We start from the raw sequence: 25,651 nt of genomic DNA, 5'->3' as shown, positions 1-25,651 counted from the left end.
AATTTCTTCAAGAATGAAATTCACACAACATATTGCCAACAATTTACAGAAAGTTTATTTCGGTGGAAATTGGACAGCCTCTAATCTAAAAGATCAACTTAAAGATGTTGACTTTCAGATGGCGACATATACTATTGCCGGACTGAATACCATTCTTTCCTTGACCTTTCATATTCATTATTATCTGAAGGGTACCATGGACGTTCTCAAAGGTGGTGACCTAACCATTAGAGATCAATACAGTTTTGATCATCCTCAACTTCAAAATGAAGAAGAATGGCAAGCTTTTCTTAGTAATATCTGGACGGAAGCCAAAGAATTCATTGTACATATAGAAGCACTAGAAGATGAAATCCTTGAAACCTATTTAGCTGAAGAAAAGTATGGTACCTATTTTAGAAATTTAGTCGGAATTATTGAGCACACGCATTATCATCTTGGGCAAATTGCAATAATTAAAAAGATGATTAAATCACGTGATAAAAGATCATGAAAAAATGACAAATGGCACCACCTAAAACAAACATGTGCCAAATCACATGATTAAAAGGAATACGCTGTATGGCGTAGAAAATAATTCCGACGGTATAAGAAAGTCCACCTGCAAATAACCACAATACGCCATTAGGACCTATAGCCTCTGACAGGTTTGAAAAATCAAAAACGATCAACCAACCCATAACCAAGTAAAGTAATGTTGAAAAGAGTTCAAACTTACCAGTAAAAAATAGTTTTAGGATCACGCCAAAAGCGGCAATTCCCCAAACGACCCAAAACAGATGCCATCCTAAACTATCTCTAAGCAGAATCAGTAAAACAGGTGTATAAGTACCAGCAATAAGCAAATAAATACTAATATGATCTACAATTCGGAAATAGTGTTTACGGCGCTCCCCTTTTACTGCATGATAAAAGGTAGAGGCTAAAAACAGTACAATGATTGAAATACCATAGATAATCACACTAAACAGACTCCAAGGCTTTGAATTATCATCAGAAAAAACAATGAGTAAAACTAAAGCGACAATTCCTAGAGCAGCCCCAATACCATGAGACCAAGCGTTTAATTGTTCTTCGAGTTTAGTTTGCTTGCGCATTTAATTTTTAGGGTTATCGCGTTCGGTTTTAGGTTTAGACCATTTATCAACACAAGCATAAAAATCTATATCAAATGCAGGCTTTTGGCGCTCTAGTATTTCACTTCTGAATGCGCGTTGCAAAATATCCTCAATTAAATAGTCTTCTTCAACTTCTATGGGATTAAATTCTCTTTTTAAAGAAATATCGAATAAACTCGCCGTATTATTAAACCAGAAGGCTCGCCAGCCATTCCGAAGTTCTTTAATGAGTTGAAACGCCGTTTTACCAGTTTGTCGATGAATCAGTTTAATTAATATTTGCCCTTCGGTCTTAGTGAGCTTTTTAAGTTCTGCTGAGAATTCATTCTCAATATATTTTTGAATCACCTTAGCGTACTTTTTTCGGTCTCGTTTTCGTTCTAAGGTGGCCAATCGTTTCTGTAATGTTTCAAGACGCTCAGCAGCCAATTTGGCATATTTGTAGACTTTCAGTGTTTTTCTGCGTAAAACGATATAACGGATACGGTCATCTCTGTTTTTAAAATTAAGATCTGGAAGTACAAGGACTTCATCGAGTTCAACCTCAGTAACCATAATAGAATCGCCCTCAATGATCATATAATGCACCTGAGTGGTATCCTTCTTTACAGGGTCTTCTTGTGCATAGGACAAGGACGAAATTAGCAATATGATTAACGCAATATATCTCATATATTTTGTGGCTTCCAAAATTGTTCCAAAGTCGATTTTTGGCAGATTCAAAATTAATAATTATTACAGGCTATAACCATAAATTCCTATTAATATTATTATTTTTAAAGAAAAATTTTTCAAATGGCAAAAAAGCAATTACTTACTAAAAAATCGATGAATTTTTTAGAGAAATATCTCAATAATGCATCACCTACAGGCTACGAATGGGATGGGCAAAAAATTTGGATGGATTACCTGAAACCTTATGTAGATGAATTTATCACAGACACCTATGGTACGGCGGTAGCTGTTATTAATCCAAAGGCTAAATATAAGGTGGTTATTGAAGGTCATGCCGATGAAATTTCATGGTATGTTAATTATATTTCTGAAAAAGGGTTGTTATATGTTATTCGTAATGGTGGTAGCGATCATCAGATTGCACCAAGTAAAGTGGTTAACATTCATACTAAAAAAGGTATTGTAAAGGGTGTTTTTGGCTGGCCAGCGATCCATACCAGAAATAGAGCTAAAGAAGAACCACCAAAGCCTGATAATATTTGTATAGATATAGGAGCTAAAGATAAAGCAGAGGTCGAAAAAATGGGCGTTCATGTAGGATGCGTTATTACTTATCCTGATGAATTTCATATTCTGAATAAAGACAAATTTGTTTGTCGTGCTCTTGATAACCGAATGGGTGGTTTTATGATAGCCGAGGTCGCTAGACTTCTTCATGAAAATAAAAAGTCTTTACCTTTTGGGTTATATATTACAAACTCAGTTCAGGAAGAAATTGGCCTGCGTGGAGCAGAGATGATCACTCAGACTATCAAACCTAATGTCGCAATTGTAACCGACGTAACGCACGATACAACAACACCTATGATCGATCAGAAGAAACAAGGTTATGCAGAGATCGGTAAGGGGCCAGTAGTAGCCTATGCACCTGCAGTTCAGCAGAAACTTCGTGATCTCATTACTGATACTGCAGAAGAAAAGAAAATACCGTTTCAGCGTGCTGCGCTTTCTCGTGCAACCGGAACAGATACTGATGCCTTTGCTTATAGTAATGGAGGTGTTGCATCTGCATTGATTTCTTTGCCTCTACGTTACATGCATACCACTGTTGAAATGGTGCATAAGGATGATGTTGAAAATGTGATTCGTCTCATCTATGAAACACTCCTTAAAATCGAAGACGGCGAAACTTTTAGTTATTTTAAGTAAGTAAACTTGAAGAACTTTGGCATCATTAGCCGGTCTGTTTGCTGCATCAACTTTTAATAATGAGATTTAAACGTATTCATTACATATTATTATTGATCACGGTCATTTCTTATGGTCAAAATCCTATACCATTAGATATTTACGACTATGATTATACCATAAACGATTCCATACAGATTTACGCTTCGAACAATAAGTTGCTCGATGGAACCTATAAAATTGGTTATAAAGATAATAGCACTACCTGGAATAAAGATTATACCATTACAACCTTTAAAAAAGGAATTAAAAATGGTATTGAAACTCAATACTATAATGGTAAAATTGAAAGGCGTACTATGTATGACAACGGTTTGGAGCTATACAGATACGAACTCAGTCGTAATTATGCGGATATGCCAAATAAGAGGTCTGATAGCACATATTTCGACAAGAACAAAGAAGATAGATTTTATTATGATTTCGATGGTAACCTGGCGCTTCGTATGCTTGAGGACAGACTTAATGATCAGTCTATAAGAACAACCTACTACGATACTGGTGAAATTGCAATTATTGATTATTCGACCTTAAGTACTTATAGTCAAGATAGTATCTATCATTTTCACAAAAACAAACAGGTTTTAAAAAAGGCTTATTTCAACCAATCTAAGAAGACAGGTGTTGAAAATTGGTATACCGAAAATGGTGATAACTGGCTGAAACTAGTGCATTCAGAAGATAAACTGAAACATGGACAACTCATTAGAAATGGCAAGGTTTATACCTTTCAAATTGAATCTGACTGGCCTGAAAATATAATGTATAACACAAGTGTTGAAATTAAAGAAGGGTTATATATTAATCCAGTTACAGGATATTTTAGCGATTTGGATGAATTTGATATCGTTAGAAGTGGTTTTGCAGTAGATGAGTTTGAAGTATTTCTGAGGTTTACCAATTACGCTAAAAATCGCTTAGATGGAGAAAAGTTTTTTATGAATGTAAAGGGCGAATTGGTAAGTTCAGCATTTTTTAAAGATGATATCGCAAACGGTCCGTTCGAACTTTACAAAAATGGAAGGTTAATTTTCAAGGCTGCCTATAAGAATGGTTCCCTCGCTGAAGAAGGTTGCTTTACTTCTGATGACAATGATGAGACCTGTAAATACAAATACCTTGAAGAAAATAACATTAAGGTCGATAACCATCAATACACCTTTCAGAATGAAAAACTAGACGGTCGCTACATTGTTAATATAGCCTTTGGCTCGTTTTTCGACGATGAAGATATTCTAAACCTATACAAGCTTATGTATCCTGAATTCGGAATATTAAGCGAGTATACAACTACCGTTAGCGATGTTTACAATCAGAGTATGCACCTCGATGTAAACTTCAAAAATGGTCAAAAAACCGACAAGCAACGAATTTACCGAACCCATGCCCTGCTGGGTTTCTCGCCGCATGAAACAATAAGTGAAAGTTTGTTCAAAAATGGTAAGAAAGAAGGACTTTCTTACGTGCTTTTTGATGATACAAGAATTGAGATTCCTTATGTCGATGGTAAAAAAGAAGGAATTGTAAAGTTTTACGAAGTTGTACGCGGCTTCAATGAAAATGATGAAGATGACTTCTCAGATAGGCTTGAAGTTATTTGCGAATTTCCATTTACTAACAATATGCTCAATGGTGTTGCCAAGTATTATAACAATGACCATTTAGAAAAAACAGAAACTTATAAGAACAATCAATTAGATGGTCTAACAACCATTCATAAAAAGTACTATACGGACTCGTCTCTCGAATTAATAAACTACAAAAATGGTAAAAAGCACGGTCCTTATGAATATTCTGAAAATGACCAATTAGTTAAAAAGTGTAGCTATAGCAACGGCTTACTAGATGGTAAATATCAAGAATTTGAAAATGGAAAAGTGATTTATGAAATAACCTATAAAGAAGGTGTAATTATTGATTGAATTAAATTGGACGAATACATCGACATAGTAACCAAAGATGGCAAGCCAACAGGTAAAAGTGCCTTAAAGTCTGAAGCACATAAAAACGGATGGTATCACAATACCATTCATCTGTGGTTATATACTAAAGAAGGTGAAATTTTATTGCAGCAACGTTCACATAAAAAAGCCATTCACCCACTCCTCTGGGATGTTTCTGCTGCAGGCCATATTGACGCAGGTGAATCCTTTATTGAAGCAGCATTAAGAGAAACGAGAGAAGAAATAGGCTTACAGTTGAAAGCTGATGATCTCACTAAAATTGGCGTTAAACTTTATGAATCTTCCTATGACGATGGGGCCATTCAGGATAATGAATTTCATCAAGTTTATATAGCTGAATTGAAAGTTGATATGAATGAGCTCGTTCTTCAAGAAAACGAAGTCGAAGCACTTAAACTAGTCACTTTTAGCGACTTTTTGTTATTATTAGAAAACAGCAAAACTAACTTGCACTTCATTCCAACGAACAAATCATATTACCTTTTCGTTTTGAATGCCATTAAAAAACAGCTCAAACTATGAACACCTATCTATTGCTTTGTGCTGTGGCACCTGTACTTACTATAATTATTTACATCTATATTCAGGATAAATATGAAAAAGAACCTGTCGGCTTATTAATCGCGAGTTTTTTTCTAGGTGGAATTATAAGCGTTCTAATTGTTACAGGCTTATATATATTCACAGGAAACTTTATACCCATCACCGATGAATATAGCATCTGGCAACAGTTTATCAATGCCTTTATTGTTGTTGCGCTTTCGGAAGAATTCAGTAAGTATGTCATTGTAAAATACTTTGCACAACCTAAAAAAGCCTTTAACGAACCTTATGACGGCATCATTTACGCCGTAATGGTATCTATGGGTTTTGCTTGCACAGAAAACATACTGTATGTGCTACAAGGGGGTTTCGAAACTGCAGTTTTACGCGCATTTACGGCTGTACCAGCTCATGCAACATTCGGAATACTAATGGGTTATTATATGGGAAAGGCTAAATTCTCTAATAATAGATTTAAGCTCAATATGGCGGGTTTATTTTTAGCAGTATTATTCCATGGAGCTTATGATTTCTTTTTATTCATAAGGTTTATTCCAGGCATTTCAACTGGTGCATTTGTTTCTCTTTTTATAGCTATCGTTCTTTCTAGAAAAGCCATAAAACGCCATCAGAACAATTCAAATTTTAAAACTTAGTAAGGGCTTTTCTAAACATGATTTATTTCATATTTTAGAAGCACTTTATAATCTAATTTAGCCAAAGTTTAATAATCACAATATATGTATAAAGCTAAAGTTAATGCGTCCTATGAGTTTGAAATAAACACGGATGCAGTAGAACAACTTGATGCTGTTGAAACCTCAAAAAATCAGTATCATATACTTCACGACAATGCTTCTATTAAAGCGAAAATACTAGACACTGACTTCAATGATAAACGCTATCGTATTAAAGTCAATAATAATATTTATGAAGTAAAAATCAGCGACGCCCTCGATCAGCAGATCACTGCAATGGGTTTTGCCATCGGTACAGCGAAAAAAGTCAACAATATCAAAGCTCCAATGCCTGGCTTGATCTTAGAAATCAACATCTCGGTAGGACAAGACGTTAAGGAAGACGATCCGCTACTGATATTAGAAGCTATGAAAATGGAAAACGTCATCAACTCTCCTAGAGAAGGCGTTATTAAATCCATCGAAGTAAAACAGGGAGATACTGTAGAAAAAAATTCACTTTTAATAGAATTCGAATAACATGAAAAAAATACTAGTTGCTAATCGTGGTGAGATCGCCATCCGTGTGATGCGCACTGCAAAACAAATGGGTATAAAAACGGTCGCTGTCTTTTCTGAAGTAGACAGACATGCGCCTCATGTAAAGTATGCTGGCGAAGCTGTATGCATTGGACCAGCTCCTTCTAGTGAATCTTATCTAAGAGGTGATAAAATAATTGAAGTTGCCAAAGCCATGAACGTAGACGGTATACATCCCGGTTATGGATTCTTAAGTGAAAACGCCGAGTTTGCCGAGTTATGCGAAGCAAATGGTATAACCTTTATTGGCCCTCGTTCTAAAGCCATTAAAATGATGGGCGATAAATTAGCGGCCAAAGAAGCGGTTAAGGATTATAACATTCCAATGGTTCCTGGTGTAGATCATGCAATTACAGATCCGAAAGAAGCAGTTGAAATTGCTAAAAGCATAGGTTTCCCGATTCTTATAAAGGCTGCTGCTGGTGGTGGTGGAAAGGGAATGCGAATCGTAGAAAACGAAAAAGATGTTGAGAGTCAAATGAAACGCGCCATAAGTGAAGCTACATCAGCATTTGGAGATGGTTCAGTTTTCGTTGAAAAATATGTGACTTCACCTCGACATATTGAAATACAAGTGATGGCAGATACGCATGGTAATTACTTGCATTTCTTTGAGCGCGAATGTTCCATCCAAAGGCGTCACCAAAAAGTTGTAGAAGAAGCACCATCTGCAATACTTACACCTCAATTAAGAGATAAAATGGGTCAGGCAGCTATAAATGTTGCTAGATCTTGTGATTATATCGGTGCCGGTACAGTAGAGTTTCTCATGGACGCTGACCACAACTTTTACTTCCTCGAAATGAACACACGACTTCAGGTTGAACATCCAGTTACCGAATGGATTTCAGGGGTAGACTTAGTAGAGCTTCAAATAAAGGTGGCCCGCGGCGAAGAATTAAACATTAAGCAAGAAGACTTAAAAATTAATGGACATGCCCTCGAGCTTCGTGTTTATGCGGAAGATCCAATGAACGATTTCTTACCAAGCGTCGGTAAGCTAGAAGAATATAAATTACCAAAAGGAGAACATGTTCGTGTTGATAATGGCTTTGAAGAAGGCATGGAAATTCCTATTTATTACGATCCAATGCTTTCAAAATTAATTACCTACGGTAAAACCAGAAGCGAGGCCATTGAATGGATGATTTATGCCATCGATAATTACAAGGTAAAAGGCGTTCAGACCACATTACCATTCGGACGATTTGTATGCAAACATGAAGCATTCCGAAGTGGTAATTTCGACACGCATTTTGTAAAGAATTATTATTCACCAAGCATTGTAGAAGAAGCGAGTGAAATTGAAGCCGAACTGGCTGCTACCCTAGCTCTCAAGCAATATTTGAAAGATCAAAAATTATTAAGACTACCTAATTAAGATATTATGGACACTAAAATAAAAACACTTCAGGATAAAATTGCGCTGTCAAAATTAGGTGGTGGACAATCTAGAATTGATAAGCAACACCAAAAGAAAAAATTAACGGCCAGAGAACGAATCCTCTATCTCTTAGACGAAGGGTCTTTTGAAGAAATTGGAGCGCTAGTAACGCACAGAACCAAAGACTTCGGAATGGAAAACCAAAAGTTTTACGGTGATGGTGTAGTTACAGGATACGGTACAGTTGACGGCCGACTGGTGTATGTATTTGCCCAAGATTTTACAGTTTTTGGGGGGTCTCTTTCTGAAACACATGCTGAAAAGATTTGCAAAATAATGGATATGGCAGTCAATGTAGGCGCGCCAATCATTGGCTTGAATGATTCTGGAGGTGCTCGTATACAAGAAGGAGTACGTTCCTTAGGTGGATATGCTGATATTTTCTACCGAAATGTTCAAGCCTCTGGAGTTATTCCTCAGATTTCAGCTATTATGGGACCCTGTGCCGGTGGTGCTGTATATTCACCTGCAATGACCGATTTTACTATTATGGTTCAAGATACAAGTTACATGTTTGTTACTGGACCTAATGTTGTAAAAACGGTGACTAATGAGGAAGTTACTAGCGAAGAATTGGGCGGAGCAAGTGTACATTCTACCAAGTCTGGTGTTGCTCATAAAACGTCGGCAAATGATGTTGAATGCCTTGAGGATGTTAAGAAGTTATTGAGTTATCTACCACAAAGCAATCGCGAAAAACCTGAATCCTTAGAGTTTGAACTTAAGGATGAAGTTAGAGAAAGTTTATCTGATATTGTTCCTGATAACCCAAATAAACCCTACGATATGCATAGTGTCATTGAGGGGATTATAGATGAAGACTCATTTTACGAAATTCATAAGGATTATGCCGAAAATATTATCGTCGGTTTTGCACGTTTAGGTGGACGATCTATAGGTATTGTGGCCAATCAACCTATGTTCTTAGCAGGTGTGCTTGGTGTGAAAAGTTCAAAGAAAGCTGCTCGTTTTGTACGCTTCTGTGATGCTTTTAATATCCCGTTGTTAGTACTCGAAGATGTACCAGGATTTTTACCAGGTACTGATCAGGAGTGGAATGGTATTATTGTTCACGGCGCTAAATTATTGTATGCATTTAGTGAGGCAACTGTACCACGAGTTACCGTAATTACAAGAAAAGCCTATGGAGGTGCGTATGATGTAATGAACTCTAAACATATTGGCGCAGATATGAACTTTGCATGGCCGAATGCAGAAATTGCCGTAATGGGCGCAAAAGGTGCTGCAGAGATTATTTTCAAAAAGGAGATCACAAGTGCTGACGATCCTGAAGCCAAGTGGAAGGAAAAAGAAGCGGAGTATGCCGAATTATTTGCCAATCCATATAGCGCTGCCGAACGTGGTTATATTGATGAAGTGATTCTGCCTAAAAACACCAGACGAAAGTTGATCAAGGCGTTTAGTATGCTAGAAAATAAAGAAGTAAGTGAGCCTAAGCGAAAGCACGGGAATATTCCTTTGTAAATTGAAGCACAATTAGTTTTCTAACCACTGTAGTGCATCTTGAATAATGCTTGCGGTAGAAGATTCTTGGTCAGGTTGAATAGCCTGACCATATATTTCCAAATTTCTATCCGCCATGTTTGATGTCGTTAAAAATAAGGTAGCACTATCGCTTAAGTTAAATCCTTCGTTAGCAGTAGATAACCCGCAAGTAGCCGACCCAAAAGTCTTTGCATTAGGTCGTCCTAAAAAACTTACCGCAATAGCTTCACCAGAACTAGCTACAGCGTTATCTAAGAGTACAGCCACCTTTGGATTAGGCATTTGTAGTTGATAAGAATTTTCAACCTGTAATACCGAGTTATTATTAAGCATTGCAGCGCCATTGTTAAAACTCCATGGCACAAAAGTATTATCGGGATAACTAAAGTTACCGGCAATACCCTCTCCTAAAACAGGTCCGACACCAGCGAGCATCGGCCACATATTGCCACCCAAATTGCCTCTCAAATCAACGATCCAACCCGTAATTTCTGGACTGTCATAGGCTCTAATCTGATCTTGAATTTCTAAGGCAAATGCCTGTCCCTCGTCGGTTTGTGTCGCTCCATAATAATTATTAACCTTTACATATCCAATGGTTGATGGTAAATCTGGTGTTGAAAAACCAGTACCATCGCAACTCATAGAGTTTGGATTAAGGTAGGTTCCTGTGGCAGCCCTATAAAAACTATGATTATCACCAAGCAATTCGAGAGCCTTTAGAATACCAGGATAAGTTTCGCTTATGGTCTGTGCACCATTAGCTTCTGCATAGACCGCTAACCTGAAATCTTCCCAAGCAATGGAATTTCTATGCAATGCATTGTCCTCCATAATACCGATGAGTTCATCAAGATAATTCTGAGCTACAATAGAGATTTCAATTAAGGTGGTATCGGAAGTACTTGAAGAAGCATTTCTGATTTCGTTTCCGCTACAACCAAATAGTAGCACAAAAATGATAAGACGAATTCTAAATTTCATATTACGGGTCACTTTCATACGGACTATAAAATTATCAAAAAAGTAGAAAACAACTTTAGAATTCTGTATTCAACTCACAAAACAGAATTAAGTAAGGCCTAAGACATGCAATCAGCGCACTGCCCTTTAAGAATAACATCTGCCGACTGAATGTTACGGTTGGATATTTCAGGAATTGAAATATTTATTTCAAGGCATTCAACTTTTCCGCATTCTTTGCATTCAAAATGAGGATGAGTGTCATAGTGTTGATGTGAAGAACATTGGTGGCATTTAGCGTACCATTTTAAACCCGTGGTACCTGTAAACGAATGTATGGTGCCTTCATTCTCTAATCGTTCAAGTATACGATAAACCGTCGTCTTATTCATGTCTTCTTTGAGCTCTTCAACGAGATCAACTACCGACAATGCCTCTTGCCTATTTTCGAAAATAGACAAAATTGTATTTACCGATTTGGTTTTTCTTCTAACAGTCATAAAACAAATTTAACGCAACTATGTGGCATTATCAAATTTTATATTATTTTTGCAACTAAGTTGCATTAGTATATTATGATATTACGTTCAATTAAATCAAAAAATTCAGACCTCATTGGTGCTTTTGCTAGTGGCTTATGTTTATTACACTGCATTGCAACACCATTTATATTCATCGCTCAAACAAGGGCAGCAACATACAATAATCCTCCTGTATGGTGGGGATTAATTGATGTTTTATTTATCGGCATATCATTTTTCGCAGTGTATTGGTCTGCTATAAACACTTCAAAGACTTGGATGAAGTATGCCCTCTGGATAAGCTGGGCTATGCTTTGCCTTATTATTTCGAATGAAAAAATAGGGCTTGTTTTTATACCTGAATTTAGTATATACATTCCGTCCATTACTTTAATTGGTTTACACCTTTACAATAAAAGGTACTGTAAATGCAAAGATGACAATTGTTGTGCGTCAGGAATTAAATAGAATAAATGCTGTTCTTTTCGGAACATCATTTCAAAGCAAATTGATTTGTTGAGGAATCAATTTAAAGTGTTTAATTAGTTAATTAGACAATGATTTGTTTGAAAAAAGCTCACTTTGATCGGTGAGCTTTTTATTTGTTTTAATTTGATACTATTCTTCTGATGCGTCATTATGATCTGCCATAATAGAATTATGATCATTTTTCATAGCATCATGATCTTCTTCCATTTGTTTATGGTCTGCAATCATTTCACCATGTTCTTTTTTAATTGCTTCATGTTCAGACTTTACATCCTCAATAGACATTTCGCCCATCTCGTGTTTGGTCTCTAAATTAGCATGTTTTTCAACCAATTCCTCATGCTTTTGAATTAAAGCATCATGCTTCTCAATAAGCAAGTTGTGCTTCTGTTCGATCTCTAAATGAACAGAATCAGTTTCTGGTAAAGATTCGTGTGCTTCAACCCAACTTGCATGCTCGGCCTTTAGTTTAAAATGGGATTTTTCTAGATCAGAATGTTCATTTTCCATTTTTAAATGTTCAGCAGCAATTTCTTTGTGTAATTCTGCATCAAAATTGGATTTACAAGACCACGCAGTCAATAAAATAGCAACAGCTAAGAATTTAATAAGATTGTTTTTCATTAGTATCGGGTTAGTTAATAGTTGATTTTGATTAAAGTTATTAAAATAAAATTAAGTAGGCTATTTGTCTAATAAACGTCTGTGATAATTAATCTGACCTAAATGATAGGCCAAGTGCGTTGTTAAATGCACCAGAAAATATTCAGTGGTCATAAAGTCTTCAAACGGATTTCGGCGATATTCTTTTTGCAAATCAGAAGCCGTTATTTTACTCAGTACCGTTTCTATCATAACAATTGTATCATCAATTTGTTTGATCATTTCAATTTTTGAAACGTCCTTCAGAGAAAACTCTAGGTCGCGTTTTCTCACATATCCTGTTTCACCTAAAGTTGCACCAATAAAGTGGTTTAAATTTCCAACGAGATGTAAACAAAGATTTCCTGCGGAATTTGAAATCCCTTCAGGCACCAACCATAAATGCTTTTCAGTATTGTAGGCATTTATTTCAAGTTTCAATTTATTAAGATCTCTTTTGAATATTTTAATTAAAGTCTCGGTCAACATGCTAATTAGGTATTAAATGACGGTATTGGAATTATGTATCACAACTAATCAAAAATAGCTAATAATTGACTTACTTTTGCGCCATGCAAAAACAAAACCGATCGCAGTTTGAATTTGTAGTCTTAATGGCTGCTTTAATGTCTATTGTGGCACTATCTATTGATGCGGTATTACCCGCGCTACCTATGATTGGTGACTACCTCAGCGTAAGCAATCCATTAGATAATCCTAAACTAATTACCTCTATTTTCCTCGGGCTCGGGATTGGGCAATTAATATTCGGACCCTTATCAGATAGTTTTGGTCGTAAACCAATAGTTTATGCTGGTTTTATTTTGTTTTTTATTGCATCTATAATTTGCGTTACTACAAAAAGTTTCGAAATGATGATTTTAGGGCGCGTACTCCAAGGTGTGGGACTCGCTTGCCCTAGAACAATGTGTATTGCCATGATTAGAGATACCTATGAAGGCGATTATATGGCTAAAATAATTTCGATTGTAGTAATGGTGTTTATTCTTGTCCCTGTAATTGCACCCACCCTAGGGCAATATCTGATGAATCACTATAATTGGCAATTCATCTTCACGTTCAATTTAATTTTTGGACTTATTGTAATGCTTTGGTTTTGGTTAAGACAACCCGAAACCTTGAATGATAAATATCGTATTCCCTATAGATTAAAGATCTTTAAAACGGGAACAGTGCAGTTCTTCAAGATAAGATCTGCCGTAATCTACACACTTTTGTCTGGGTTTATTACAGGGTCATTTATGGTCTACCTCAGCACGTCTCAACAAATTTTTGAAAAGCAATATGATCTTGCAGAAGAATTCCCCCTAATATTTGCAAGCTTGGCTATTTCAGTAGGATTAGCAACATTTTTGAATAGTCAGTTGGTCATTAAATATGGTATGAAACGAATTGTACATACGGCTATGATTAGTTTCATTATTATTTCGCTTTTATTCATCATACTTTACAATTCGGGTACGAATCCAAGTATTGGAATTTTGATTGCTTTTTTTGCCTTACAATTCTTTACAATCGGTTTCCTTTTTGGCAACCTACGTGCATTGGCGATGGAACCTATGGGACATATCGCCGGAATTGGATCTGCGTTAAACGGCTTTATTTCTACTGTTATGGCCGTACCAATAGCAGATTATATCGGAACGTATGTCGTTAACACTGTAACACCGCTATTCATTGGTTTTTTGGTTTGTGGATTAATCTCATTGGCCCTATTTTATCTGAATAGCAACAAGGGCGCTAAAGTTCTGAGTAAAATCTAAAAGATTTCTAAGCTACCTTTTCCTTCTCTTATAATTTCAGGTGGATCTACAGACAGGTCGATAACGGTTGAAGCTTCATTTCCGCCATAACCTCCATCAATGACCACATCTACGAGATTACTCCATTTTTCATAAATAAGTTCAGGGTCAGTGGTATATTCAATAATATCATCTTCATCTCTAATTGACGTAGAGACAATAGGATTTCCTAAACCATTCACTAAGGCCAAAGCAATTGAATGATCTGGTACTCTTATACCAACCGTTTTACGCTTTTTAAAAGGGTTTGGCAGGCTCTTAGAACCAGGTAGAATAAATGTATAAGCACCAGGAAGTGCACGCTTTAAAATCTTAAATGTTGATGTGTTAATCTGCTTCACATAATCGCTAAGATTACTTAAATCCTCACACACAAAAGAGAAACTAGACTTTTCTAATTTCACACCTTTAATTTGTGCTATGCGCTCTAATGCCTTAATATTAGTAATATCACAGCCCAAACCATAAACAGTATCAGTAGGGTAAATAACTAAACCTCCGTCTTTTAGAACATCTACAACCTTTTGAATGGCCTTAGGATTTGGATTTTCTGGATAAATTTTAATGAATTCTGCCATAATTTAAAGATACGACAAATGCTAAAAAAAGCATAATCTTTTATGCCTGCTGTAACACTCTCCATAGACCAGCCGTCTATATAATATGCATCAATCAATTAAAATCATCATCGTACTATTAATTTCGTCTCGCTTATTCGCAAACGAAATTATTCCCATCAAGGACATCCCTCCCATTTATTTTACTAAAGCTGAAATGGTTAACGCCTCCACTACGCGTATTCCATTTAAAGTTATAGATCAACTCATCGTTGTTGAAGTTGAATTATTAAACAAAGAGGGTAACTTCATTATCGACACAGGGTCTGAGTCTCTAATTTTGAATAGCGCTCATTTCAAACCTTCAAGAAAATATGGTGATCAGGGTAAGAAAAAAAGCGGCATTCATAATGATATTGAAGGCGTGAAAGAAAAACACCTCAATTTACTGAGTATAAATAATATTGATTTGAAAAAACTCAGTGCAGACGTTATTGATTTGTCACATATTGAAAAAACTAAAAAACTTAAACTTCTAGGTATTATTGGTTATAGCATTCTAAAAGATTTTGAAATCTTTATCGATATGCACTTAAATCAGCTCACCTTGTCCAAAGTAGATAAGAATGGTGATAAACTTTCCGACAAGGTCTATGCCGAAACCATAAAGGATAGTGTGGATTTTGAATTAAAAAAGCACACCATCATCATCGATGCCTATATCGGTGAGAAAAAGGTAAAGTTTGGTTTAGACACGGCTGCCGAATACAATCAACTAAATAAAAACTTGCGAAAGGAAATTTTAGATTACTTTTATCCTAATCAAGAATTGAAGCTCACTGGAGCCAGTGGAAAGAAAAAAAGGGTTCTGGCAGGGAAATTGTATAGAGTTAAATTGAATGACTCTATTTACTTTGGACCCATGAAAACAGTACTTACGAATCTTAGAAAAATGAATATAGCATTTGGTACTAAGCTCGACGGTATTCTTGGCTACGAATTTTTCGCACAGAAAAGAACGATAATTAATTACCGAAAAAAGAAACTTTACTTTATTGAAAATCCAATCGTTACGCATTGAAAATTAATTTCAAAATATCAGTAGTTCTTAGCATTCTATTTATATCCTTCTACACATTTGCACAAGAGATTAAAGGATATAAAATTGAAGGAGAAGAGGTGATTTTTATATTCGATGTCAACGATTATCCAAATATCAAAAATAACGGTGACACCATAGACTTTGTTTGCGTTTCGGGCGAATTTAACGACTGGGCTAAAGATCAATGGAAAATGACTAAAGTGAGTGACGAGATCTACGAATTAAGAAAAGAGCTCTCCTTTTTCACCTCTGATTTTGATTGGGAATTTAAATTTATCGTTAATGCCGAGCATTGGGCAGAACCTTCGGCAGATTTCGAAAACATCGTCGATGCCATCGATTACAAAGGTCATAATTTAATGGTCTACAACTTAAAATTATACAGTGCTTTTGCTACAGATTACGGCAATGTCACCTTCAAACTGAAGGGCTATAAAGATGCTGAAAGTGTTATTCTAAGCGGAACTTTCAATCGCTGGGATGAATCAGGATTTGTAATGAAACCTACGGATAGTGGCTGGGAAATAACCCTTCAGTTAAAACCAGACATTTATCAATATAAATTTATAATTGATAAGCAGCATTGGATTGAAGATCCACAAAACCCTTCTGTCGTAGAAAACGAATTTGGCGGTTATAACTCTGTTATCGACGTTCAGAAAATAATAGAATTTCAACTGTGTGACTACGCCGATGCTGAGTCCGTAATACTAAGTGGTGATTTTAATGATTGGTCTGAAGAGGACTTTGAAATGACCCGTGTTAATAATTGCTGGACGTACAAAGTGAAACTCTCTGGTGGAAAGTATCAGTACAAATTTATTGTTGATGGCAATTGGATTACCGATCCTGAAAATTCAGTAAAGGAATACGATAATAAAGGAAATATCAACTCTGTATGTATGGTGAAGTGATTAGCTAATGACTTCAAGCTTTGCAAATCGCAGTAGCAACTTCTTGGTATCGCCATTTTCAAATTTAATCTCAGCTTTGAGATCGCCACCTGTACCTTCGATCTTTAGCACTTCTCCTCTACCAAATCGCTGGTGATTCACAATATTTCCAACGGTTAATTTTGTGTCAAATAAGTTTGAATTGCCTTTAGATTGACCAACCGGCTTTAATTTCTTAGGTGTGCTTATCCTAAAAGGCTCAGCTTTTTTAGTTTCCTTTCGTTTGAAATTTGAAGTCTTAGGCTTTGAAAATCTAACTTTATTCGGTTCAATATCACCAAATATTGAAGCGTCGAGCATCGGATTGAAACGCTGTTCTTTCAATGGCGTAGTATTGTTGATATATTCGTCTTCAATTTCTTCGATGAAACGGCTAGGCTCGGCATCGATGAGTTTACCCCAACGGTAGCGAGACAAGGTATAAGTGAGATATGCCTGTTTTTCGGCACGTGTCAAAGCCACATAAAATAATCGACGTTCTTCTTCGAGCTCACTTCTGGTATTCATGCTCATCGCGCTTGGAAACAGATCTTCCTCCATGCCAACAATAAATACATGTGGAAATTCTAATCCCTTCGCTAAGTGAATCGTCATCAATGCCACATGATTAGGATCACCCTTATCACCATCGAGATCCGTAGCCAAAGCCACATCTTCTAAAAATTCTGCTAAAGAACCTGTACTATCTGCAACTTCAATCTGACCTTCCACAAAATCTCTGATACCGTTTAATAATTCTTGAACATTATCTAACCTTGTTACACCTTCTGGTGTACCATCTTTGTTCAATTCGCGAATTAAACCGCTGGTTTTAGTGACGTGCTCTGCCAATTCAAAGGCATTGGCGTTGGTATTCATCACCTTGTAACTTTCAATGAGTGTTACAAAGTCTTTAAGCTTGTTTTTAGTGCCATTATTGATATTGATCGACACATTATCAATATCCTTCATGATCTCATAAATGGTTCTTCCTGAAGCATTCGCCGCAACGACCAAGCGATCCACAGTTGTTTGACCAATTCCTCTCGCCGGATAGTTAATGACACGCTTTAAAGCTTCTTCATCAGAAGAATTCAAAATAAGACGCAAATACGAAGTAACATCTTTTATTTCCTTACGCTGATAGAAGGACAAACCACCATAAATACGATAAGGAATATCGCGTTTTCTCAAGGCATCTTCAATAGCACGCGATTGTGCATTAGTTCTATACAAAACAGCAAAATCACTGTTCGCTAATTGCTTATTCATTTTGGTTTCCCAAATGGTACTGGCCACATAGCGCCCTTCGTCACCGTCAGTAATAGAACGATGTACAATGACCTTTTCTCCAATTTCATTGGCCGTCCAAACGATCTTATCGAGTTTGGTTTTATTATGCTCTATGACCGAGTTTGCCGCACCAACGATCATTTTTGTTGAACGATAATTCTGTTCCAATCTATAGACCTTAACATCATCATAATCTTTTTGAAAATTTAGAATATTGTTGATGTTTGCACCTCTAAAGGCATAAATACTCTGCGCATCGTCACCAACCACACAAATATTTTGAAAGCGATCTGCCAAAGCTCTCACAATAAGGTATTGCGAATGGTTCGTATCCTGATACTCATCAACCAAAATATATCTAAAACGACTCTGATACTGCGCAAGCACACTCGGAAATCTCGTAAGCAACTCATTGGTGCGAAGGAGCAGATCATCAAAATCCATGGCTCCTGCTTTGAAACAACGATCTACATACTCTTTATAAATTTCACCCATTTGTGGTCGACGTGCCATGGCATCGGCCTCCATCAACTCAGGATTATTAAAATAAGCCTTAACTGTGATTAGACTGTTTTTATAAGAAGAAATACGACTGTAAACCTGTTTGGCTTTATAGATATCCTTATCAAGGTTCATTTCCTTAATAATTGAAGCTAACAGTTTTTGCGCATCCTGCGTATCGTAAATTGTGAAATTACTCGGGAAACCCAAATGATGCCCTTCAAACCTTAATATCTTAGCAAACACAGAGTGAAACGTACCCATCCATAAATTCTTAGCTTCACTATCACCAACAATGCTTGCAATTCTCCCCTTCATTTCACGAGCAGCTTTGTTCGTAAATGTCAATGCCAAAATATTAAAGGCATCTACACCCTGACTCATCAAATAGGCTATACGATAAGTCAATACTCGTGTCTTTCCAGATCCGGCGCCAGCAATGACGATCATCGGGCCGTCCTTCTGCAAAGTAGGTGCTAATTGTGCTTCGTTAAGTTGACTGAGATACTGTTCCAAAGTTTAATTTTTTCGAACTGTGAAATTACATATAGTATAAGGTTTTTCAATGCATAAAAACCAATAATTATAAACAATCTATCAAGAGATGAGTTTTAGCAATTTTCAATATCTTAGTGCAAATTTGAAATCCTATGAAAGCACTAATTGCATTATTCCTTTTTACATCAACCTTTAGCTTTGCTCAAAATTCTCTCGAACAAGATATTATTGATATTGAAGATAAACTCATTGAATGGCGACACTACTTCCATCAGAATCCTGAATTATCAAATCAAGAATTTAAGACAGCCGAAAAGATCGCAGATCATTTAAGATCCTTGGGTATGGAAGTTGAAACAGGAGTTGCTATTACTGGTGTTGTAGGGCTATTGAAAGGTGATCTTCCTGGCAAGGTTGTAGCCTTAAGAGCTGATATTGACGCCTTACCTGTTACCGAGCGTAATGACCTTCCGTTTAAATCAAATGTGAAAACAACATTCTTGGGCACGGAAACTGGGGTGATGCATGCTTGCGGACATGATACTCATATTGCTATTTTAATGGCAACAGCAGAAGTGCTTTCAAAGCATAAAGATAAAATTCGAGGAACGATCAAGTTTATATTTCAGCCTGCTGAAGAAGGTCCACCTCCAGGTGAAGAAGGTGGTGCAAAATTAATGATCAAAGAAGGAGTTCTCGATAATCCAAAGGTAGATGCCATCTTTGGGCTTCATATCAATTCTGAAACACCAGTTGGCACCATTAAATATAAAGCTGGAGGAATTATGGCTTCTGTAGAGCGTTTCGTTATTAATGTAAAAGGAAAACAAACCCATGGCTCTCAACCATGGTCTGGTGTTGATCCTGTGATGATTTCAGCTAAGATCATTGATGGACTTCAAACCATTATCAGTAGAGAATCTAAACTCACTAATGAAGCTGCAGTGATTACCGTTGGAAAAATTACAGCAGGAACCCGATTTAATATCATTCCAGAGTCAGCCGAGCTAATTGGAACCGTTCGAACTCTAGATCCAGAAATGCGTGAAATGATTATTAAGCGAATGACTGAGATGTCTGAAACCATAGCCAAAGCTTATGGTGGTGAGGCTACGATATCATTCAGAAATCAAACATCGATTACTTACAACGACCCTGACCTTATGGCTCAGGTACTGCCTTCTTTGCAAAAAGCAGCGGGCGAAGAGAATGTTGTACTTCGGAAAGCCACCACAGGTGGTGAGGATTTTTCCTATTTTCAGGAATTGGTACCAGGTGTTTATTTCTTTTTAGGAGGAATGACTCCAGGAACTACAGAAGCTTTCCCACATCATACTCCTGATTTCAAAATTGATGATAGCGGTATGCTTCTCGGGGTGAAAGCTTTTACGCAGTTAACCTTAGATTACTTAAATCAATAACTATGGATTCTGTTTTAGAATTCCTAGGTAGTATTTCTTGGTGGCTTTGGATCATCATTGCATTGGTCTTGATCGCCATTAGAGATGTATTTCTTCAACGTCGTCATACCATTAGTCACAATTTTCCAATTGTAGGTCATTTGCGTTATTTACTTGAAAGTATTGGTCCAGAAATGCGGCAGTATTTTGTGGCTAACAACAGAGAAGAACTACCATTCAACCGTATTGAGCGCGGTTGGATCTATGCGTCTGCAAAAAAGGAAAATAATTACGAGGGCTTCGGAACAGATAGAGATATTTATGCGCATCAGCATATTTTTATAAATAATGCCATGATGCCTTATAAGGTTGAAGACAACCACCCTTCTGCCGAAGACAAGAGTTTTGTACCCTGTGCCAAGGTGATGGGTGCTTTTAATAAGCGTAAACGACCATATCGACCTGCGTCTATAATTAACGTCTCTGCAATGAGCTTCGGTTCACTGTCAGCAAAAGCTATAGATTCCTTAAACAGAGGTGTTAAAATTGCTGATGCATATCACAACACTGGTGAAGGTGGATTGTCGCCTTATCATAGCAATGGTGGTGATGTTATTTTTCACTTCGGAACGGGCTACTTTGGTGTTAGAGCTGAAGATGGTGGTTTTTCAATGGAGAAAATGATCAAACTTGTTGAAGACAATCCTTTCATTAAGGCCATTGAGGTGAAGCTTTCTCAAGGTGCCAAACCCGGTAAAGGTGGGGTTCTACCTGGAAAAAAGATCACTAAAGAAATTGCAGAAATCAGAGGTGTTGAAGTTGGTAAAACAGTTTTATCACCTCCGAATCACAAGGCTTTTTCAAATGTACCTGAGCTTGTAGATTTTATTGAAAGTATTGCAGAAGCCACCGGATTGCCAGTAGGTATAAAGGCGGCCATTGGAAAACTCGACCAATGGGAAGAGCTTGCAGACATTATGAAAAACGAAAATCGTGGTCCAGATTTTATTGCTGTTGATGGTGGCGAAGGCGGCACTGGGGCTGCACCTCCTAGTTTTGCAGATCATGTGTCCTTACCTTGGATCTACGGATTTAGTGATATTTACAAATTATTTCAAAGTCGAGGCCTTACTGATCGCATTGTGTTTATTGGAAGTGGTAAGCTAGGATTTCCTGCAAAAGCGGCCATGGCCTTTGCTATGGGTGTAGATTGCATCAATGTAGCGAGAGAAGCCATGATGAGTATTGGTTGTATACAGGCTCAGATATGTCATACCAACCGTTGCCCTGCAGGTGTAGCAACTCAAAGTAAGTGGTTGCAAAATGGCATAAATGTGCCATTAAAGTCTGAACGATTAGCGCAATATTTTAAGACCTTCAGAAAGGAACTTATAGAAATAACCCACGCTGCTGGTTATGAACATCCGTGCCAATTTAATATGAATGACATTGAAATGAATGTCGATGATCACAACCTTACCAAAGATTTCGACCAAACCTTTAAATACGAAAAAACACCCGTGCCATTTCAAGGTATGCAACATTTAAAAGAATGTGTTTATCTTGGTGGCTTAAAGAAGAACTAAATTACTTATGGAACAACAACTCATCGATCTATTAATGTATACCATTCCAGCTTTAGTTACTGGAGCCATCGCCTATTTATTTTTCAGAGAACACGTCGATAATGAAAGTAAAAGACGTAATTTTTTAATCGCAAAAGACTTACAAAAAGAAGCCTTCCCTATACGTCTTCAAGCCTACGAACGCATGTCGCTTTTTTTAGAACGAATTGCTCCAGCAAAATTATTAACCAGAATACACCCAACTTCCTCAAATAAAGAAGATTATGAAAATTTACTTGTAGCAACAATTGAACAAGAATTCGAGCATAATTTATCCCAGCAAATTTATGTGAGCGACCAATGTTGGAACATTATAATTGCCGCAAAAAATGCCACAATCCAATTGATTAGAAAGGCTAACATGAATGAAAAAACAGACACTGCAAATAAGCTACGTGAAGTCGTTTTAACGGAACTCATCGACAAGCCCGCACCAAGTAATGCTGCTTTATCTTTTATCAAACAAGAAGTTGGTGAATTGTGGTAATTTGAATGTCACAAATTTTTCATTAAACACAAATTATAAAATACGGCGACTGATAACTAGAAACTATTTATCGTGTTTCTCTTGGGCATAATCATAACCTTGTTGCCACCATTTTTCCATGAGTCGTTTACTAAAGATCAAAGAGTTTTCTGTGAGGCTAACTGGCGTATAGTATAAATTCAATTTTACGTTGTTATTCTTTGCCGCCAACTTACCGATAACTATATCGTTGCGCTCTACCTGATCGAGTAGATGCCCGAATAAATTCATCATTAGCGAAAAAGGATTTTTTCCTAAGACACGCTGTTTTCCCATATTTTCGGCTTCGAGCACTATGGCGTCTACTTCAGTAGCACCACGTAGTATGGCTTCTCTTATAGGAATCACACAGCCTAAGCCGCCATCAGCGTATTCATAACCATCCACCTTAGCTAAAGACATAAAAGGAATGTAGTTACAGGAAATCCAGATCCAATCACAAAATTCCTCATAGGTACAATCCTTTATCGACTTGTACTCTACCCGATTCATCGACAGGTTAGACACGGTAACAACCACATCGTGTTTGGTGGCTTTGATCTTCTGAAATTCTTCTCGCGTAAAGTTCTTTCTAATATTTCGCTTAAGCGCTTTGCTTTCTCCAAAGGTGCGCTTCATTTTAATAAACTGCCAAAGAGAATTCACAAAATCAATCGACACATACTCACGATCACCCTTTTTGCGCTGCACAAAGGGACTTACGCTAAAAATATCCTTCTGCTGTACATTAGTGAAGATATCATAGAGCTTCGGAATATCATTAGCTGCCAGATGAGGCACCAATAGACTACCGGTAGAGGTTCCTAAAAACATGTCGTATTCTCTACCTTCGCGCTCAATCAAATATTGAGCAACACCTCCTGCAAATGAGCCTTTACTTCCACCACCAGATATGACTAATGCACGCATTATCGTTTGTTTTCGAGTTTTTCAGATAGTTGTTTAGCGAACTTCACCAACCTCCAATTATGATGCGATTTGGCATTTTGGAGATTAGCCTTACACGTTTGGTTGCATGATTTCATAAGATCTAAATACTGAAACGCTCTCATTCTGAGTTCGGCGTTATGATATTCGAACGTATAACCAACCAGTTCATTAAATAATTCTTGTTTATTATCCGCCTGATAGAAAGGCGTGCTTAGATTAAGCACAATCCATAATATGCGCACATTTTTATCGTGAAAACCGACGATATTTCTGGTTTTAGACAAGTATTTAGCACGTTCCTCTGGAAAGCTAGACCATAGATTATATAAAGCATTTTCAACTGTGATATAAGACTTATCATCAAGTAAGGTTTCGTAGTCTGCCTTCAAGTTTGAAGGGATTTGCGTGACGTACTGCGAAATAGCTTGCCTCACTTTTAGCCCATGCTTAAAAGTATCAGATGTGACTAATTCAGGCGCATGTGAGATTACTTTTATTTTGGCTTCATCAGAAACATAATACTTTAGGTATTCATTGCATTTAGACGATTTCACCTGGCAATCCACCATTAAATATTCATTAATAAAGGTAGATTGTTCTTTTAGGAGTCCGAAAGCTGCATCTACCGGAAAGTCTTTGTTCTTTATCCATACATCAACAAAAAGTGAAAGTGATTTGTCATGAAGTTTTTCAACTTCACTTATAAAATCGGACGTTTCCACGTTTCCAAATTGGTGCTTCTCAAGGTAGTTTTTAACCGCCTCTTTAAATACGTCATCACCAACCAAAGTGCGCAAAGCATGAAGCACCCACGCGCCACGCTCATAGAATGTGAGACTACTAGATTTCGGATTTAAAAGTGATGTGCCAGCTCCATCAATATCTTGCCTACCTAGATTCACAGCTGACTCATAAAGCTTATAATAGTAGTGGTTTTCACCAAAAATATCACGCTCAGCCAAATACGAATAGTAAGTTGCAAATCCTTCTTGCAACCAATGGTGCTCTCCTGAAGTTGCTGTAACTAAATTTCCAAACCATTGATGTGCTAACTCATGAGCATTAATATTAATATAGTTTTTATCGTTAAATCCAATGTCATCAACCATAAAAGCATCAGAGAAGATCGTACAACTCGTATTCTCCATACCTGCATAGAGAAAATCATGTACCGGAACTTGTTTATAGTTTTGCCATGGGTAAGCGAATCCTATTTCTTCCTCAAGAAAATCGAACATTTGTTTCGAGTAGCGATAGGTAGGTTCAACCTTTAAAGAATCTTCCGGATAGTAATAATATTCAAGAGGAATGCCACTTTTGGACGTCTCAGTTTTTTTATTGTATTTACCAATAGCAAGTGCAACGAGGTAGCTAGGCATGGGCTTATTCATATCGAATTGAACCAATTTCATATCCTGATCATTAACCGGCAATTGAGATGTTTTAATTCCGTTAGAGACAACCTCATATCCATGTTTGGCGCTAATCGTTAAATCAAATTCAATTTTGTCATTTACATCATCGATACTAGGCAACCAATTACTTGTGTACTTTCCTTGACCTTGGGTCCAGATATTCCACTCGTCATTCTTTGTCAAAATATATAATGCTTTTTTTGGTATACAATTATATCTAAAAGAAACTCTGTGATTCTTACCAGCTCTAAAGCGACTTAACAACCATAATTTCTGACCATCATAACTATAACTAATACTATCATGATCAAAAACTTCAAACTTAAAATTCATGTTTTTAGCATCGATAAAAATTGAATCTACATCTTTCAAAATGTTGAATTCAATTTCAACCAAACCTTCTACTTTTGACGAATCTGGTTGAATCTTTATTACGGCCTCAATTCTTTCAAAATCCACATATTCAGTCTGCTGACCATGTGCAATACACAGCTGAATAAAACATAATAAGGTTAAAAGTTTCTTCATGATTCAATTCTGAGCAAGAATAACGCCAAAATAGCATTTTTATGTCATTCCTGCATAGGCATGAATCCAAAAAGAATTGAAATTCTTCGCTGTGACTATATGAAGCTCAGTCTGACAGCTCAAAATGACAA

At 36.8% G+C, this 25,651-nt stretch carries 25 protein-coding genes; 15 read left to right on the top strand and 10 right to left on the bottom strand.

What is annotated here, in order from left to right; translation table 11 throughout:
- Positions 1 to 13 precede the first annotated feature (13 nt).
- Complete coding sequence (locus DDY94_RS10920) at positions 14 to 493, top strand: DUF1572 domain-containing protein (protein WP_111684147.1); 480 nt, start codon at positions 14 to 16, stop codon at positions 491 to 493.
- Here the strand turns inward: DDY94_RS10920 and trhA are convergent.
- Both trhA and DDY94_RS10910 read right to left on the bottom strand, forming a co-directional pair.
- The gene (trhA, locus tag DDY94_RS10915; protein ID WP_111684146.1) at positions 468 to 1,097 is read right to left on the bottom strand and encodes a PAQR family membrane homeostasis protein TrhA; all 630 of its coding nucleotides are present in this window, start codon (positions 1,095 to 1,097) and stop codon (positions 468 to 470) included. The genes DDY94_RS10920 and trhA overlap by 26 nt on opposite strands.
- The gene (locus DDY94_RS10910) at positions 1,098 to 1,790 is read right to left on the bottom strand and encodes a DUF4294 domain-containing protein (RefSeq protein ID WP_111684300.1); all 693 of its coding nucleotides are present in this window, start codon (positions 1,788 to 1,790) and stop codon (positions 1,098 to 1,100) included. It abuts the gene before it with no gap.
- Between the two features lie 123 nt (positions 1,791 to 1,913).
- Here DDY94_RS10910 and DDY94_RS10905 point away from each other — a divergent pair, with 123 nt between their 5' ends.
- From DDY94_RS10905 to DDY94_RS10875, 7 genes are all read left to right on the top strand, one after another.
- Positions 1,914 to 3,002 (top strand): M42 family metallopeptidase, encoded by a 1,089-nt coding sequence (locus DDY94_RS10905; RefSeq protein WP_111684145.1) that lies wholly within the window; start codon positions 1,914 to 1,916, stop codon positions 3,000 to 3,002.
- 59 nt (positions 3,003 to 3,061) lie between these two features.
- Positions 3,062 to 4,963, top strand: a complete 1,902-nt coding sequence (locus DDY94_RS10900; RefSeq protein WP_111684144.1) for a toxin-antitoxin system YwqK family antitoxin — start codon at positions 3,062 to 3,064, stop codon at positions 4,961 to 4,963.
- A 6-nt stretch (positions 4,964 to 4,969) separates the two neighbouring features.
- Positions 4,970 to 5,527, top strand: a complete 558-nt coding sequence (locus tag DDY94_RS10895) for an NUDIX hydrolase (RefSeq protein ID WP_111684143.1) — start codon at positions 4,970 to 4,972, stop codon at positions 5,525 to 5,527.
- Entirely contained in the window at positions 5,524 to 6,204 is a 681-nt protein-coding gene (locus DDY94_RS10890; protein WP_111684142.1) for a PrsW family intramembrane metalloprotease, read from the top strand. The genes DDY94_RS10895 and DDY94_RS10890 overlap by 4 nt, the downstream gene beginning before the upstream one ends.
- Before the next feature lie 84 nt (positions 6,205 to 6,288).
- Positions 6,289 to 6,765: an acetyl-CoA carboxylase biotin carboxyl carrier protein subunit gene (locus DDY94_RS10885; protein WP_111684141.1), complete on the top strand. Its 477-nt coding sequence runs from the start codon at positions 6,289 to 6,291 to the stop codon at positions 6,763 to 6,765.
- Position 6,766: 1 nt separating this feature from the next.
- Complete coding sequence (gene accC, locus DDY94_RS10880) at positions 6,767 to 8,206, top strand: acetyl-CoA carboxylase biotin carboxylase subunit (protein ID WP_111684140.1); 1,440 nt, start codon at positions 6,767 to 6,769, stop codon at positions 8,204 to 8,206.
- Positions 8,207 to 8,212: 6 nt separating this feature from the next.
- Entirely contained in the window at positions 8,213 to 9,754 is a 1,542-nt protein-coding gene (locus tag DDY94_RS10875) for an acyl-CoA carboxylase subunit beta (RefSeq protein ID WP_111684139.1), read from the top strand.
- A 12-nt stretch (positions 9,755 to 9,766) separates the two neighbouring features.
- Here DDY94_RS10875 and DDY94_RS10870 read toward each other — a convergent pair whose 3' ends face one another.
- Positions 9,767 to 10,759, bottom strand: a complete 993-nt coding sequence (locus tag DDY94_RS10870; RefSeq protein ID WP_232817860.1) for a S41 family peptidase — start codon at positions 10,757 to 10,759, stop codon at positions 9,767 to 9,769.
- A 98-nt stretch (positions 10,760 to 10,857) separates the two neighbouring features.
- Positions 10,858 to 11,238, bottom strand: coding sequence for a Fur family transcriptional regulator (locus DDY94_RS10865; protein ID WP_111684138.1), 381 nt, complete (start codon positions 11,236 to 11,238; stop codon positions 10,858 to 10,860).
- A gap of 75 nt (positions 11,239 to 11,313) precedes the next feature.
- On the opposite strand from DDY94_RS10865, the gene DDY94_RS10860 reads away from it, so the two are divergent.
- Positions 11,314 to 11,727, top strand: coding sequence for a MerC domain-containing protein (locus tag DDY94_RS10860; RefSeq protein WP_111684137.1), 414 nt, complete (start codon positions 11,314 to 11,316; stop codon positions 11,725 to 11,727).
- 150 nt (positions 11,728 to 11,877) lie between these two features.
- On the opposite strand, the gene DDY94_RS10855 is transcribed toward DDY94_RS10860, so the two are convergent.
- Complete coding sequence (locus DDY94_RS10855) at positions 11,878 to 12,372, bottom strand: hypothetical protein (RefSeq protein ID WP_111684136.1); 495 nt, start codon at positions 12,370 to 12,372, stop codon at positions 11,878 to 11,880.
- Between the two features lie 60 nt (positions 12,373 to 12,432).
- Complete coding sequence (locus DDY94_RS10850; RefSeq protein WP_111684135.1) at positions 12,433 to 12,879, bottom strand: DinB family protein; 447 nt, start codon at positions 12,877 to 12,879, stop codon at positions 12,433 to 12,435.
- 83 nt (positions 12,880 to 12,962) lie between these two features.
- Between DDY94_RS10850 and DDY94_RS10845 the strand changes: the two genes are divergently transcribed.
- The gene (locus tag DDY94_RS10845; protein ID WP_111684134.1) at positions 12,963 to 14,174 is read left to right on the top strand and encodes a multidrug effflux MFS transporter; all 1,212 of its coding nucleotides are present in this window, start codon (positions 12,963 to 12,965) and stop codon (positions 14,172 to 14,174) included.
- Here the strand turns inward: DDY94_RS10845 and DDY94_RS10840 are convergent.
- Positions 14,171 to 14,791: an L-threonylcarbamoyladenylate synthase gene (locus DDY94_RS10840; protein ID WP_111684133.1), complete on the bottom strand. Its 621-nt coding sequence runs from the start codon at positions 14,789 to 14,791 to the stop codon at positions 14,171 to 14,173. The genes DDY94_RS10845 and DDY94_RS10840 overlap by 4 nt on opposite strands.
- A gap of 85 nt (positions 14,792 to 14,876) precedes the next feature.
- Here DDY94_RS10840 and DDY94_RS10835 point away from each other — a divergent pair, with 85 nt between their 5' ends.
- On the top strand, positions 14,877 to 15,851 hold the full coding sequence (locus DDY94_RS10835; protein ID WP_111684132.1) for a pepsin/retropepsin-like aspartic protease family protein: 975 nt from the start codon (positions 14,877 to 14,879) through the stop codon (positions 15,849 to 15,851).
- Positions 15,848 to 16,786: a hypothetical protein gene (locus DDY94_RS10830; protein ID WP_111684131.1), complete on the top strand. Its 939-nt coding sequence runs from the start codon at positions 15,848 to 15,850 to the stop codon at positions 16,784 to 16,786. The genes DDY94_RS10835 and DDY94_RS10830 overlap by 4 nt, the downstream gene beginning before the upstream one ends.
- Here the strand turns inward: DDY94_RS10830 and DDY94_RS10825 are convergent, their stop codons facing one another.
- The gene (locus DDY94_RS10825; RefSeq protein ID WP_111684130.1) at positions 16,787 to 19,114 is read right to left on the bottom strand and encodes an ATP-dependent helicase; all 2,328 of its coding nucleotides are present in this window, start codon (positions 19,112 to 19,114) and stop codon (positions 16,787 to 16,789) included.
- A gap of 134 nt (positions 19,115 to 19,248) precedes the next feature.
- Between DDY94_RS10825 and DDY94_RS10820 the strand changes: the two genes are divergently transcribed.
- From DDY94_RS10820 to DDY94_RS10810, 3 genes are read left to right on the top strand one after another with little or no spacing between them, the layout of a single operon-like run.
- Entirely contained in the window at positions 19,249 to 20,517 is a 1,269-nt protein-coding gene (locus DDY94_RS10820; RefSeq protein ID WP_111684129.1) for an amidohydrolase, read from the top strand.
- A 2-nt stretch (positions 20,518 to 20,519) separates the two neighbouring features.
- The gene (locus tag DDY94_RS10815; protein WP_111684128.1) at positions 20,520 to 22,082 is read left to right on the top strand and encodes an FMN-binding glutamate synthase family protein; all 1,563 of its coding nucleotides are present in this window, start codon (positions 20,520 to 20,522) and stop codon (positions 22,080 to 22,082) included.
- Positions 22,083 to 22,089: 7 nt separating this feature from the next.
- The gene (locus DDY94_RS10810; RefSeq protein ID WP_198658948.1) at positions 22,090 to 22,608 is read left to right on the top strand and encodes a DUF7935 family protein; all 519 of its coding nucleotides are present in this window, start codon (positions 22,090 to 22,092) and stop codon (positions 22,606 to 22,608) included.
- Positions 22,609 to 22,671: 63 nt separating this feature from the next.
- Here DDY94_RS10810 and DDY94_RS10805 read toward each other — a convergent pair whose 3' ends face one another.
- Both DDY94_RS10805 and DDY94_RS10800 read right to left on the bottom strand, forming a co-directional pair.
- The gene (locus DDY94_RS10805; protein ID WP_111684127.1) at positions 22,672 to 23,556 is read right to left on the bottom strand and encodes a patatin-like phospholipase family protein; all 885 of its coding nucleotides are present in this window, start codon (positions 23,554 to 23,556) and stop codon (positions 22,672 to 22,674) included.
- Complete coding sequence (locus DDY94_RS10800; protein ID WP_111684126.1) at positions 23,556 to 25,520, bottom strand: M1 family metallopeptidase; 1,965 nt, start codon at positions 25,518 to 25,520, stop codon at positions 23,556 to 23,558. The genes DDY94_RS10805 and DDY94_RS10800 overlap by 1 nt, the downstream gene beginning before the upstream one ends.
- Positions 25,521 to 25,651: the final 131 nt, after the last annotated feature.

Source organism: Winogradskyella tangerina (genome assembly GCF_003260205.1).
GTDB classification, from domain to species: domain Bacteria; phylum Bacteroidota; class Bacteroidia; order Flavobacteriales; family Flavobacteriaceae; genus Winogradskyella; species Winogradskyella tangerina.
The sequence above is the reverse complement of the archived record's forward strand: the minus strand, read 5'-3'. Positions and strand labels throughout refer to the sequence as shown.

Bases quoted from the DNA above. Each gene is read 5' to 3' on its own strand.
- DDY94_RS10845 (WP_111684134.1), top strand. From the start codon at position 12,963: ATGCAAAAACAAAACCGATCGCAGTTTGAATTTGTAGTCTTAATGGCT.
- DDY94_RS10850 (WP_111684135.1), bottom strand. From the start codon at position 12,879: ATGTTGACCGAGACTTTAATTAAAATATTCAAAAGAGATCTTAATAAA.
- DDY94_RS10855 (WP_111684136.1), bottom strand. From the start codon at position 12,372: ATGAAAAACAATCTTATTAAATTCTTAGCTGTTGCTATTTTATTGACT.
- DDY94_RS10890 (WP_111684142.1), top strand. From the start codon at position 5,524: ATGAACACCTATCTATTGCTTTGTGCTGTGGCACCTGTACTTACTATA.
- accC (WP_111684140.1), top strand. From the start codon at position 6,767: ATGAAAAAAATACTAGTTGCTAATCGTGGTGAGATCGCCATCCGTGTG.
- DDY94_RS10865 (WP_111684138.1), bottom strand. From the start codon at position 11,238: ATGACTGTTAGAAGAAAAACCAAATCGGTAAATACAATTTTGTCTATT.
- DDY94_RS10815 (WP_111684128.1), top strand. From the start codon at position 20,520: ATGGATTCTGTTTTAGAATTCCTAGGTAGTATTTCTTGGTGGCTTTGG.
- DDY94_RS10870 (WP_232817860.1), bottom strand. From the start codon at position 10,759: ATGAAATTTAGAATTCGTCTTATCATTTTTGTGCTACTATTTGGTTGT.
- DDY94_RS10860 (WP_111684137.1), top strand. From the start codon at position 11,314: ATGATATTACGTTCAATTAAATCAAAAAATTCAGACCTCATTGGTGCT.
- DDY94_RS10910 (WP_111684300.1), bottom strand. From the start codon at position 1,790: ATGAGATATATTGCGTTAATCATATTGCTAATTTCGTCCTTGTCCTAT.
- DDY94_RS10900 (WP_111684144.1), top strand. From the start codon at position 3,062: ATGAGATTTAAACGTATTCATTACATATTATTATTGATCACGGTCATT.
- DDY94_RS10840 (WP_111684133.1), bottom strand. From the start codon at position 14,791: ATGGCAGAATTCATTAAAATTTATCCAGAAAATCCAAATCCTAAGGCC.
- DDY94_RS10800 (WP_111684126.1), bottom strand. From the start codon at position 25,520: ATGAAGAAACTTTTAACCTTATTATGTTTTATTCAGCTGTGTATTGCA.
- DDY94_RS10820 (WP_111684129.1), top strand. From the start codon at position 19,249: ATGAAAGCACTAATTGCATTATTCCTTTTTACATCAACCTTTAGCTTT.
- DDY94_RS10920 (WP_111684147.1), top strand. From the start codon at position 14: ATGAAATTCACACAACATATTGCCAACAATTTACAGAAAGTTTATTTC.
- DDY94_RS10885 (WP_111684141.1), top strand. From the start codon at position 6,289: ATGTATAAAGCTAAAGTTAATGCGTCCTATGAGTTTGAAATAAACACG.
- DDY94_RS10810 (WP_198658948.1), top strand. From the start codon at position 22,090: ATGGAACAACAACTCATCGATCTATTAATGTATACCATTCCAGCTTTA.
- DDY94_RS10905 (WP_111684145.1), top strand. From the start codon at position 1,914: ATGGCAAAAAAGCAATTACTTACTAAAAAATCGATGAATTTTTTAGAG.
- trhA (WP_111684146.1), bottom strand. From the start codon at position 1,097: ATGCGCAAGCAAACTAAACTCGAAGAACAATTAAACGCTTGGTCTCAT.
- DDY94_RS10835 (WP_111684132.1), top strand. From the start codon at position 14,877: ATGCATCAATCAATTAAAATCATCATCGTACTATTAATTTCGTCTCGC.
- DDY94_RS10805 (WP_111684127.1), bottom strand. From the start codon at position 23,556: ATGCGTGCATTAGTCATATCTGGTGGTGGAAGTAAAGGCTCATTTGCA.
- DDY94_RS10875 (WP_111684139.1), top strand. From the start codon at position 8,213: ATGGACACTAAAATAAAAACACTTCAGGATAAAATTGCGCTGTCAAAA.